The following is a 10,684-nucleotide window of genomic DNA, read 5'->3' as shown; positions in this document are numbered from 1 at the left end:
CGGAATACATCTCCAGCTTCACCGCTTCGAGGAATTCGTCGTGATCCTCCTCCGCATCGAACTGTTCCGTGAGCGAGGCGATCCATTTTGCAGGATCCACCGCAAATGGGTTCTGCGAGCGAACGCCATCGCGGTAGGACCAATGGGCAGCAACCCCGGTCTCTGCCACGTCATGCATCTGCCGGGTGCGGATCTGCACCTCTACCCGCTTTCCATCGCGCCCGGAAACCGTGGTGTGAATCGAACGGTAGCCATTGGATTTTGGCTGACTGATGTAGTCCTTGAACCGGCCAGGCACAGCCCGCCAGCGCTGATGGATGGCGCCCAGCGCCCGGTAGCTGTCTTCTTCGCAACGCGTGATGACCCGGAAGCCATAGATATCGGACAGGCGCGAGAACCCCTGATCCTTGGCCTGCATCTTTCGCCAGATCGAATAGGGTTTTTTGGCGCGGCCAAAGACCTCAGCCTCGATATCGGCCTTTTCCAATTCAAACCGCATATCACCGGTAATCCGGTGGATCACATCGCCAGTTTCGCGCTGCAGAGTAACAAAACGGCGAATGATGGACTGACGTCCCTCGGGGTTAAGCACCTTGAAGGCCAGGTCTTCCAGCTCTTCGCGCATCCACTGCATCCCCATGCGGCCAGCAAGCGGCGCGTAAATATCCATGGTTTCACGGGCTTTTTGCGCCTGCTTTTCTGGGCGCATCGCCTTAATGGTGCGCATATTGTGCAGCCGGTCAGCGAGCTTAACCAGAATGACCCGCAGGTCCTTGGACATCGCCATAAAGAGCTTGCGGAAATTCTCGGCCTGTTTGGTTTCCCGGCTGGAGAGCTGCAGATTGGTCAGCTTGGTGACCCCATCCACCAGTTCGGCCACCTCTTCGCCAAAACGGCGTGCGACCTCTTCATAAGAGGCCTTGGTGTCTTCGATGGTGTCATGCAGCAGCGCAGTGATAATGGTGGCATCATCCAGGCGCTGTTCAGTCAACAGAGCGGCGACAGCCACGGGATGCGTGAAATAGGGCTCTCCGGAGTGGCGGAATTGACCCTCATGCATCTCTTCACCATAGGCAAAGGCCTCGGCGATTTTTTCGGCATTCGTTTTAGGATTGTAGTTGCGGACCAGAGCAATCAGGTCTTCTGGTGAAATCATATCCGGTCCGCAGCCTCAAATTTCAAAGAACTGGCTTAAGTCAGCCCTGCCCCTGGGCCTCCATAAGAGCCCGCAGCAGTTTTTCTTCTGACATATCGTCATCAGCGGGCTTGTCATTTTCAGCCCCCATCAACAGAGCCATCGAATCTTCTTCGGGCTCGTCAACTTCGATCTGATTCTGATTGTTTTCGATCAGACGCTCGCGCAGGTCATCCGCGCGCTGGGTCTCATCCGCAATCTCGCGCAGCGACACAACGGGGTTCTTGTCATTGTCACGCTCAACCGTGAGCTCTGCTCCGGCGGCGATTTCGCGGGCACGATGGGCCGCCAACATCACCAACTCAAAGCGGTTGGGTACTTTGTCTACGCAGTCTTCAACCGTTACGCGGGCCATAGGCGACTCTCCAAAATCAATGTGGGTCCGGAAGAGCGACTTTTACGCCCAAATCTTTTTGTTGACAAGCGCAGAAAGCGCATCAAACCAGGGATTAAAGCGGCTGAACCGCTTCTAGGTCGGTTTTTGGCAAGGCCGCGCAGAGTTCGACAGCGGTTTTCCCAAGAATCGGATGCTGCCAATCCGGGGCGAGATCGCAAACTGGCACCAGAACAAAAGCCCGATCCTGCATCCGAGGATGCGGGAGAATCAGTTGCGCAGGGGTTTGCGTCTTTTGCTCCTCAAGCGGTAAATCGCGCCATTCTTTGTGAACCGCAGGATCCGGTAACACCGCTTCGCCCAGTGAAATCAAATCTAGATCCAGTGTTCGCATTCCCCAACGCTGCTCTCTTAGGCGCGCAAATTTCGCCTCAACACTATGTAAAACCTGCAATAAAGCCTCAGGCTCAAGATCAGTTTCAACCGCCAGGGCAGCGTTGATATAGTCAGGCCCCGCCCCTGCCGGAAAACAAGGGGTTTGAAAAAAGCGTGAAACTTGGCATTGTTCACCCATAAGGAGAGCAATTTCCTGTGTTGCAGCCGATAGTATTTGTCGCGGCGACATTTCGCCCAGGGGCAGGTTACTACCCAAAGAAATGATCGCTTTTGATCGTAGATTGGTCACTTTTGACCTCATTTAGGAAAAACCATACTCTTGAAGCAGGTGCCAAAGTACTTACAATATGTCCACCCGTTTAGCCGCCCCAATTTCACTCACGGATCATAAGGCGCAAACGGCTTTACCAGAAGGACACTTTAGGATGTTTTACAAAGACGAACGGCTTGCACTGTTCATAGACGGTTCGAATCTCTATGCCGCTGCAAAGGCATTGGGCTTTGATATCGACTACAAGCTTTTGCGACAGGAGTTCATGCGTCGCGGTAAGCTCTTGCGGGCCTTTTATTATACGGCCCTGCTGGAGAATGACGAGTACTCCCCCATCCGCCCTCTTGTCGACTGGCTGCACTACAATGGTTTCACGATGGTGACCAAACCCGCCAAGGAATACACGGACAGCATGGGACGCCGCAAAGTCAAAGGGAACATGGATATCGAGCTTGCGGTCGATGCCATGGAACTGGCTCCACGGGTTGATCACATCGTGCTGTTTTCCGGCGATGGCGATTTCCGCCCCCTGATTGCAAGCTTGCAGCGTCAGGGCGTGCGTGTCTCTGTTGTTTCCACCATTCGCAGCCAGCCCCCAATGATCTCTGATGAGTTGCGCCGTCAGGCTGACAACTTCATTGAGTTGGAAGAGCTGAAGGATGTTATTGGGCGCCCGCCACGGGAACACCCAATGGACGCAAGATCCGTTTCAGCTGTTCAGGGCTAAAGACGAATGATCCGGTGCTTTCTTAGACTGAAGCATCGGAAGCATGATTAGACCTGAGCTGAGGCGTTAGATTTGGGAGCCAAGGTTGGGACGAGTTGCTTGCATCAAGTCAGAGCAGCAAACCAATCAGCCAAGGGTGACCACACATCTCGACCGCAGGAGATTGACGAAAGCAGGTTCTGGCAGCAGCTTTCCGCGACTGGCAGCGCCACTGTGACCCTTAGGGATACCTACGCCAAGGGTAACACCAAGCGACACTAAAGCAGGTTTCAGGACGGAGTGTTACTCACGCGCTTTTTTCTGAAACCTGCCTCCCACTCAGTGGGTTTGCCCCTTGCCTTGGCCGTATCTTTGGCAAGATCCCCGGACATGGTCCCCAGCCTCTCCCCTCCCCTAATCCTTAGCTGCGCTGAGCAGCGGCCCATCTGCGTGTCTCCGCGCTGAAATCCGCCGTGGGCAACTGCTGGCGGATAACTGCCTCTAGGCCTGCTATGGTCACGGGTTTGGAGACAAAGGCATCCATCCCTTCCGCCAAGCATTTTCCGATCTCCGCCTCAAGAGCGTTAGCCGTTACCGCAACAATGGGCGTATGGCGCAGCCCCTGTTCCCGCTCGATCTGACGGATAGCGCGCGTAAGCTCGAAGCCGTCCATCACTGGCATCTGGCAATCCGCCAAAACCATATCAAATTTGCCATTGCGCCAGGCCGACAGGCACTCAGCCCCATCCCGCGTCACGGTGACATTGCAGCCCAACAAAGCCAACTGGCTCTCGATGACCGCGCGATTAATTTCATTGTCTTCGGCCACCAAAATCCGCCCACCCATCTTATTCGGCTCGGCTGCTGGGGCTGTTTCGCGCGCAGTCACTGTGGCCTGGTTGCCACCAAGGCGAACCAGCCCTTCCAGGGCATCCCACAGTTCGCTGGGCAAGATCGGGCCAGACTGGACCACAGCCCACCGGTTGCTGGATCGAGACTGCTGAACATCGTTACCGGATTGGAACTCCAGAACCTTGAGGTCTGGCAGCTCTATTTCGATACGTTTGCGACACCAGGCCGACTGGTGATCCTCTACTGTCTCTTCTGGCAGGATAAAGATGGATTCCCGTCCCGCCACACGGCCCAGGGCAAGAAATTCATCCCGGTTGGAGACCCATTTTAAATCACAATCCGCTGCCAAGACATAGGTGGACCAATCACAATTCTGCCCCTGAGCCGGTAGCAGTGCCACGACTTTTGTCCCCGCCAACTTTGGTCCCCTGATCGGACCAGAGGGCTCTACCAGTGGCAGCCGTACGGTAAAGACGCTACCCTCACCGAGCGTGCTGTCAACCTTCACAGCGCCGCCCATTTTGGAGACCAACTGCTGAACAATCGTCAGCCCCAGACCATTGCCCTTTATCATACGTTTCGCCACCGACGCCGAGCGTTCAAACGGAGTAAAGATCGTCTCCTGAACTTCTGGCTCAATACCAATGCCATTGTCTTCGATCACAAAATCAATCCAACCAGCTTCGCGTATCTCAACACGCAGCTTCACCTGCCCAGGCTCCTCCCCGGGTAACGGTTCAGAGAATTTGATCGCATTTCCCATCAGGTTGAGCAAAATCTGTCGCATACGCCCGGCATCTCCTCTGAAGGTATCCGGTAGATCAGCCTGTACTGAAAGCGACAGTTGCACACCCATTTGGTTCGCATGGGGCCGCAGGGTTGCTGTCGCCCCCTCGATCAGCGGCAGCAGACGCATTGGCGTCTCAAACAACTCCATTTTCCCTGCTTCAATCCGGGAAACGTCCAGAATGTCATCAATAATCCACAACAGCGAATTCGAAGATTCTTGTATGGTGTGCAGAATGCGGCGCTGCTCTGGGGCGAGGTCCGTCTTTTCTAGGACTTCCACCATACCCAGCACACCATTCATTGGCGTGCGGATCTCGTGGCTCATCGCAGCCAGGAATTCACTCTTTGCGCGGTTTGCTTTGCTTTCCTTCTGGTGCGCCCGCAGTAGATCATCACTATAGCTTTCCGCTAACTGCCCAAAGGCCATCATCTGAACAACAAGGATGGCAAATACCGTGACAAAAACACCACCAGAAAGGTAGCTTACTGGAACCGCCACCTCTACAAGCGGCGGGCCAAAAAAGTCGTGGCCCATGAACCGGAACAGCACCCAGCTGCCAAAAGCTATCCCAAGCAGGGCAATGATCATCGCCTTTTCGCGACGCATCGAAAAAGTCATAAAAGGGCCGCCCAATAGGACGACGAAAAACAGCTCGATGTAGCTGTCTGGAGGCATGGTAAAGACGGATCCTATGACCGCGGCCCAGCCCGTGAAATACCACAGGAGGCGCGCCAAAAGCTTGTATTCCGTTTTCAAAAGCAGACGCGCAGCAATCGAGCCGGCAATCGCGACAGCTGAGATGATTACCATGCTTGGGGCATTTATTGAGACGCCCAACAGGATCCAGAGAAGCCCCAATACCACAACAGCGTTGCAGGTAACCGCTACGGTTCGAAACCGTCGCTTCATCGTCACCTCATACTGCTGAGCAACGAAATCGTTCTTTTCTTCCCAAGGCGGACAACCGGTCAGGCTCTTTTCATCATACACGGCGCGTCTTAACCCTCTACCCCATCAACAATGACATACACTTTACAACCATAAAGGCTTTGCGCAGACAAAACACAGCCCTAAAGAAAGCCAGCTCAAAACGCGCGGTCTCAAATATGCAGCGAATCCGTTAACATATTCCTTTTTGCTAAGCTTTCCGGAATCCGGCGCTCACTCGGTGCTGATTAGAGGGGGAAGCGGTGCCACCCAATCAGGCTGGACCTTGGCATGGCAAAGCCTTACTTCTGACCCCAAGGAGACGCCGATGACCAAACCTGCCCTCACCCTATACTTGGCTGCCCCACGTGGTTTTTGTGCTGGCGTTGATCGCGCCATCAAGATTGTTGAACTGGCACTGGAAAAATGGGGGGCCCCCGTCTACGTGCGCCACGAGATCGTTCACAATAAATTTGTCGTGGATGAGCTGCGAGACAAAGGCGCTGTCTTTGTCGAAGAACTGGAAGAATGCCCCGAAGATCGCCCCGTGATCTTCTCGGCTCATGGGGTGCCAAAATCAGTACCAGCAGCGGCCGAGGCGCGGCAGATGGTCTATGTTGATGCGACCTGTCCCTTGGTCAGCAAGGTCCATATCGAAGCCCAGCGCCATGCGGAACAAGGCCTGCAAATGATCATGATTGGTCATAAGGGCCACCCCGAAACCATCGGCACAATGGGGCAACTGCCTGATGGTGAAGTGCTCTTGGTGGAAACCCCTGAAGATGTGGCCAATGTGCAGGTTCGCGACCCAGAACAGCTGGCCTATGTCACCCAGACCACACTGTCTGTGGATGACACCAAGGGGATCGTCGCTGCGCTAGAGGCCCGTTTTCCGGCCATCATCGGCCCGCACAAGGAAGACATCTGCTACGCCACCACCAACCGGCAGGAAGCGGTCAAAGCCGTTGCCCCCAAATCCGATGCCATGCTGGTGGTCGGCGCGCCAAATTCCTCCAATTCGCGGCGTCTGGTCGAGGTGGGGTCAAAGGCGGGCTGCAAATATGCCCAGTTGGTTCAGCGGGCAGACAACATCGACTGGCGTGCGCTCGAAGGGATCTCGAGCATTGCCATCACCGCAGGTGCCTCAGCGCCTGAGCTGCTGGTGAACGAAGTGATCGACGCCTTTCGGGCCCGCTATGATGTAACGGTCGAGGTGGTCGAAACAGCGGTGGAACGTGTCGAATTCAAAGTCCCACGGGTGCTGCGCCAAGCCTCGACACCGGCCTGAGATAAATACCTCTCTGCCGGTTTACGGCAGGAACGCTTGCCCATAGGCTGAAACTTCCAGTCTGACCAAGCCCCCTGCAGGAAGGAGAGCCGATGATTTCCATGCAATTTCTGATCACAGCCATTGTTGTGGTTCTGGCCCCGGGCACCGGGGTGCTTTACACGCTGGCCTTGGGGCTCGGTCAGGGTGCGCGCGCAGCACTCTGGGCTGCCCTGGGCTGCACCATCGGCATTGTACCGCATCTGGCCGCTGCGACCCTTGGGCTGGCGGCGGTGCTGCACAGCTCGGCCCTGTTGTTTCAGATCGTCAAGATCCTCGGCGTGCTCTACCTGCTTTACCTGGCCTGGCAGGCGCTGCGCTCTGGGGGCGCCCTAAGCATCTCCACCGAGGCCAAGGCACAATCGCCCCTGCGCATCGCCCAGCGCGGAGCCCTGATCAATATCCTCAACCCCAAGCTTTCGGTGTTTTTCTTGGCGCTGCTGCCGCCCTTTCTGTCAGGAGATCCCGCCTCGGCCACCACTGAAATGGCACTTCTTGGGGCGGTCTTCATGGCGCTCACCTTTGGGGTCTTTGTGCTTTATGGGTATTTTGCCGCCCAGGCCCGGCAGTTCATCCTCGGGTCGGAAACCGTATTGAAATGGCTGAACCGAGGCTTCGCTGGCATTTTTGCCGCCCTTGCCGCGCGGCTCGCTTTTGAGCGGACCTAAAGGCCTCTAGCCCCCATATTAAGGCTTCGCCATGAGTGACGCAGAAACCCTCCGCATCTATGATGACAAGGCCGCAGATTATGCAGCCCTAAATCAGGACTATCTCAGCCAAGACCCCCGTCTTCACAGCTTCATCGCGGCCTGCCCGTCGGGTGGCCGGGTACTAGACCTTGGCTGCGGCCCCGGCACCTCAGCGGCGGTGATGGCGGCAGCAGGCCTGCAAACCGATGCCATGGATGCCTCAGCTGAGATGGTGACACTGGCCAAGGCGCTTGACGGCGTCACCGCCTGGCAGGCAACTTTCGAGGCGATCGCTGGAGAGAGCATCTATGACGGGGTCTGGGCCAATTTCAGCCTGCTACATGCGGCACGCCTTTCTTTCCCAAGGCATCTGGCTGCAATCAAACACAGCCTAAAGCTTGGCGGAGTCTTTTACATCGCCCTCAAACTGGGTAAAGGCGAGGCCCGCGACGCCCTCGGGCGGCTCTATACCTATTACGAGGAAGACAACTTGAAAGATCTGCTCATGACTGCCGGGTTTTCGGTAGTGGACTGCACCTTTGGCAAAAGCAAAGGCCTTGATGGCTCCATGGCGCGCTGGATCTCGGTGGCCTGTCATGGCTGATCTCTATGCCTATACCGATGGCGCCTGCTCTGGCAATCCCGGCCCTGGCGGCTGGGGCGCCCTGTTGCAGGCCAAAGATGGTGGTAGCGTCATCAAGGAAAAAGAACTCAAAGGCGGCGAGGCCAATACCACCAACAACCGGATGGAGCTACTAGCTGCCATCAATGCACTGGAAAGTCTAGACCGCCCCTCGGCGCTGACCGTGGTGACCGACAGCAATTACGTGAAAAACGGCATCACCGGCTGGATCTTTGGCTGGAAGAAAAACGGCTGGAAAAACGCCGCCAAAAAACCGGTTAAAAATGCCGAGCTGTGGCAGCGTCTGGATGCGGCGCAAAGCCGCCATCAAGTGACCTGGGAATGGGTCAAAGGTCACGCAGGCCATCCCGAAAACGAACGCGCCGATGAGCTGGCCCGCGCAGGTATGGCCCCGTTCAAGAAAAGCAAATCCAAAGCATGAGCTACGCCCAGGGCATCAATCTGGGCATCATGGAGATGCAGCAATGACCCTTGTCACCCTGCTCGACTATGCTGCTGTTTTGGTCTTTGCCCTCACAGGCGCGCTGGTGGCGAGCCGCGCACAATTGGATATCGTCGGCTTTGCCTTCATCTCGTGTTTGACGGCGGTCGGCGGCGGCACGGTGCGGGATCTGGTACTGAACCGTGAAGAGGTTTTTTGGGTTGCTGATCCAAACCATATCCTACTGGCGACAGGCGCATCCGTAGCCGTTTTCTTTACTGCCCATCTGGTTGAGAGCCGCTTGCGCCTGCTGATTTGGCTCGACAGTTTTGCCCTGGCCGTTGCTGTCTCGGCCGGCACCGGTGTGGCAATAGCGCTCGACAAGCCCGCCGTTATCGTGGTGCTGATGGGCATGGCGACCGGCAGCCTCGGCGGGTTGATGCGCGACGTGGTAGTGGGGGAAGTGCCCTTGGTGCTGAAACAGGGGGAGCTTTACATCACCTGTGCCATGAGCGGAGCCATTGTGGCAGTTGCGGCCAGTTCCTTCGGCTTGGCCTCTGGCCTCTCGCTGATCCTCTGCGCTGTTATCTGTTGGGGGCTACGGGCAGGCTCCATTGCCTTTGGCTGGCATCTACCCGTCTACAAAAGTCGCCCGCCACGCCAATAGAGCGCGGCCAGACATACGAGAGTATAGACAGAACAGATCGCAACCAGATCCAGATCAGCGCTTGATATATGTCTGCCACAGCCAGATCAGCGCCAGGGCGCCCAGCACGGCACCGACAAGACCTGCAACCATGCCCATCACCGTCAACAGGGCACGCAGGACAAATCCGCCGATCAAGGCTCCGGCAATGCCAATTGCCATGGTGGTGATGATATCAGATTCGATGCCCATGATCCGGGTGGCGACAAATCCGGCAGCAATGCCAATGATGATCAGAAAAACAATACTCATAAAAATTCTCCGCTAACGCCGCCAGTGAAAGGGCACGATGATCAGTGCCCCGATCGAGGACACAATGGCATTAAGCCCCGGTGAGGCAAAGCCAAAGCCAAACATCAGACGCACAAAATAGAACAGAAATGCCCCGCCAATACAGATGATAATCGATGACAAATAACCGTTCTGAGTAAAACCGCTCTTCTCAGAAATATAGCCGGTGATCCCGGCGATAACCACAGTTCCCATCAGGACCGGAAACATCTGCGTTCTCCCGTTAGAGCTGGCGGCCAGTTTCCAGAGGAAACCCGCGTGTAAAGATCTCGCGATCCTGCGCAGCTTTGCCCGCCCGTTGCAAGCGTAAGAGCTCTACCGCCCCCTCACCGCAGGCCAGCACAAGCCGATCCCCATCCAGCACCTGCCCCGGCTGCCCGTCGCCAGAGGCCAGACGCGAGGCCAGCAGTTTCACACGCTGCCCGTCAATTTCGACCCAAGCCCCAGGAAAGGGTGACAAGCCGCGAATTTTGCGGTCCACCTCTGTCGCGGGTTGGCTCCAGTCGATCTGGGCCTCATTCTTGTCGATCTTGACGGCATATGTCACGCCCTCGTCGGGCTGCACATCGGGCGTCAGCCCATCGAGATGGCGCAGCGCGGTGACAATCAAGGATGCACCCATTTCTGACAGGCGATCATGCAGCTGGCTGGTGGTTTCCTCCTCGCCAATGGGGGTGCCTTCGCGCAGCAGCACCGGGCCGGTGTCCAACCCGGCCTCCATCTGCATGATGCAGACGCCGGTCTCATCGTCGCCTGCCATAATAGCCCGGTGTATCGGCGCCGCCCCGCGCCAGCGTGGCAGCAGGCTGGCGTGGATGTTCAGGCAGCCCTTTGCCGGCGCATCCAGAATGGCCTGTGGCAGGATCAGCCCATAGGCCACGACCACAGCAATATCAGCGCCCAGCGCGGCAAACTCCGCCTGTTCGGCTGTCCCCTTCAGCGATACCGGGTGGCGCACCTCAAAACCCAAATCGAGAGCGCGGGCATGCACCGGGGTGGGGCGATCCTTTTTGCCACGGCCAGCAGGGCGGGGCGGCTGACAATAGACCGCTGCGATTTCGTGACCTGCCGCAACCAAAGCGTCCAGCACCGGGACTGAGAACTCCGGCGTTCCCATAAAAATGATACGCATCACC

At 56.6% G+C, this 10,684-nt stretch carries 13 protein-coding genes; 6 read left to right on the top strand and 7 right to left on the bottom strand.

From position 1 onward, the window contains the following. The 3 genes from MED193_RS15875 to folK all read right to left on the bottom strand — a co-directional run. The coding region (locus tag MED193_RS15875) for a bifunctional (p)ppGpp synthetase/guanosine-3',5'-bis(diphosphate) 3'-pyrophosphohydrolase (RefSeq protein ID WP_009810774.1) at positions 1–1,156 on the bottom strand (1,156 nt) is incomplete at its 3' end. A gap of 40 nt (positions 1,157–1,196) precedes the next feature. Then, on the bottom strand, positions 1,197–1,550 hold the full coding sequence (gene rpoZ, locus MED193_RS15870; protein WP_009810773.1) for a DNA-directed RNA polymerase subunit omega: 354 nt from the start codon (positions 1,548–1,550) through the stop codon (positions 1,197–1,199). A 94-nt stretch (positions 1,551–1,644) separates the two neighbouring features. Further along, complete coding sequence (gene folK / locus MED193_RS15865; protein ID WP_039966273.1) at positions 1,645–2,214, bottom strand: 2-amino-4-hydroxy-6-hydroxymethyldihydropteridine diphosphokinase; 570 nt, start codon at positions 2,212–2,214, stop codon at positions 1,645–1,647. 136 nt (positions 2,215–2,350) lie between these two features. Between folK and MED193_RS15860 the strand changes: the two genes are divergently transcribed. After that, entirely contained in the window at positions 2,351–2,923 is a 573-nt protein-coding gene (locus MED193_RS15860; protein WP_009810771.1) for an NYN domain-containing protein, read from the top strand. Between the two features lie 400 nt (positions 2,924–3,323). On the opposite strand, the gene MED193_RS15855 is transcribed toward MED193_RS15860, so the two are convergent. Further along, entirely contained in the window at positions 3,324–5,534 is a 2,211-nt protein-coding gene (locus tag MED193_RS15855; protein WP_009810770.1) for an ATP-binding protein, read from the bottom strand. Positions 5,535–5,799: 265 nt separating this feature from the next. Here MED193_RS15855 and ispH point away from each other — a divergent pair, with 265 nt between their 5' ends. The 5 genes from ispH (at position 5,800) to MED193_RS15830 (ending at position 9,218) form a co-directional block, all read left to right on the top strand. Continuing rightward, the gene (gene ispH, locus MED193_RS15850; RefSeq protein ID WP_009810769.1) at positions 5,800–6,759 is read left to right on the top strand and encodes a 4-hydroxy-3-methylbut-2-enyl diphosphate reductase; all 960 of its coding nucleotides are present in this window, start codon (positions 5,800–5,802) and stop codon (positions 6,757–6,759) included. Positions 6,760–6,851: 92 nt separating this feature from the next. Beyond that, positions 6,852–7,466 (top strand): LysE family translocator, encoded by a 615-nt coding sequence (locus MED193_RS15845; RefSeq protein WP_009810768.1) that lies wholly within the window; start codon positions 6,852–6,854, stop codon positions 7,464–7,466. Positions 7,467–7,497: 31 nt separating this feature from the next. After that, complete coding sequence (locus MED193_RS15840) at positions 7,498–8,091, top strand: bifunctional 2-polyprenyl-6-hydroxyphenol methylase/3-demethylubiquinol 3-O-methyltransferase UbiG (protein ID WP_009810767.1); 594 nt, start codon at positions 7,498–7,500, stop codon at positions 8,089–8,091. Continuing rightward, entirely contained in the window at positions 8,084–8,551 is a 468-nt protein-coding gene (gene rnhA / locus MED193_RS15835) for a ribonuclease HI (RefSeq protein WP_009810766.1), read from the top strand. The genes MED193_RS15840 and rnhA overlap by 8 nt, the downstream gene beginning before the upstream one ends. 43 nt (positions 8,552–8,594) lie before the next feature. Beyond that, the gene (locus tag MED193_RS15830) at positions 8,595–9,218 is read left to right on the top strand and encodes a trimeric intracellular cation channel family protein (RefSeq protein ID WP_009810765.1); all 624 of its coding nucleotides are present in this window, start codon (positions 8,595–8,597) and stop codon (positions 9,216–9,218) included. Positions 9,219–9,272: 54 nt separating this feature from the next. On the opposite strand, the gene MED193_RS15825 is transcribed toward MED193_RS15830, so the two are convergent. The 3 genes from MED193_RS15825 to fmt are packed head-to-tail and all read right to left on the bottom strand — an operon-like array spanning position 9,273 to position 10,680. Beyond that, positions 9,273–9,509, bottom strand: coding sequence for a GlsB/YeaQ/YmgE family stress response membrane protein (locus tag MED193_RS15825; protein ID WP_009810764.1), 237 nt, complete (start codon positions 9,507–9,509; stop codon positions 9,273–9,275). A 12-nt stretch (positions 9,510–9,521) separates the two neighbouring features. Next, positions 9,522–9,758, bottom strand: coding sequence for a hypothetical protein (locus MED193_RS15820; RefSeq protein WP_009810763.1), 237 nt, complete (start codon positions 9,756–9,758; stop codon positions 9,522–9,524). A 13-nt stretch (positions 9,759–9,771) separates the two neighbouring features. Next, on the bottom strand, positions 9,772–10,680 hold the full coding sequence (fmt, locus tag MED193_RS15815) for a methionyl-tRNA formyltransferase (RefSeq protein WP_009810762.1): 909 nt from the start codon (positions 10,678–10,680) through the stop codon (positions 9,772–9,774). Between the last annotated feature and the right edge of the window lie 4 nt (positions 10,681–10,684).

The organism is Roseobacter sp. MED193 (assembly GCF_000152965.1).
Taxonomy (GTDB): Bacteria; Pseudomonadota; Alphaproteobacteria; order Rhodobacterales; family Rhodobacteraceae; genus Pseudophaeobacter.
Note: the sequence above shows the minus strand (reverse complement) of the source record. Positions and strands in the feature narration are given on the sequence as shown.

Bases quoted from the DNA above. Each gene is read 5' to 3' on its own strand.
- MED193_RS15845 (WP_009810768.1), top strand. From the start codon at position 6,852: ATGATTTCCATGCAATTTCTGATCACAGCCATTGTTGTGGTTCTGGCC.
- MED193_RS15825 (WP_009810764.1), bottom strand. From the start codon at position 9,509: ATGAGTATTGTTTTTCTGATCATCATTGGCATTGCTGCCGGATTTGTC.
- MED193_RS15860 (WP_009810771.1), top strand. From the start codon at position 2,351: ATGTTTTACAAAGACGAACGGCTTGCACTGTTCATAGACGGTTCGAAT.
- MED193_RS15820 (WP_009810763.1), bottom strand. From the start codon at position 9,758: ATGTTTCCGGTCCTGATGGGAACTGTGGTTATCGCCGGGATCACCGGC.
- ispH (WP_009810769.1), top strand. From the start codon at position 5,800: ATGACCAAACCTGCCCTCACCCTATACTTGGCTGCCCCACGTGGTTTT.
- rpoZ (WP_009810773.1), bottom strand. From the start codon at position 1,550: ATGGCCCGCGTAACGGTTGAAGACTGCGTAGACAAAGTACCCAACCGC.
- fmt (WP_009810762.1), bottom strand. From the start codon at position 10,680: ATGCGTATCATTTTTATGGGAACGCCGGAGTTCTCAGTCCCGGTGCTG.
- rnhA (WP_009810766.1), top strand. From the start codon at position 8,084: ATGGCTGATCTCTATGCCTATACCGATGGCGCCTGCTCTGGCAATCCC.
- MED193_RS15840 (WP_009810767.1), top strand. From the start codon at position 7,498: ATGAGTGACGCAGAAACCCTCCGCATCTATGATGACAAGGCCGCAGAT.
- MED193_RS15830 (WP_009810765.1), top strand. From the start codon at position 8,595: ATGACCCTTGTCACCCTGCTCGACTATGCTGCTGTTTTGGTCTTTGCC.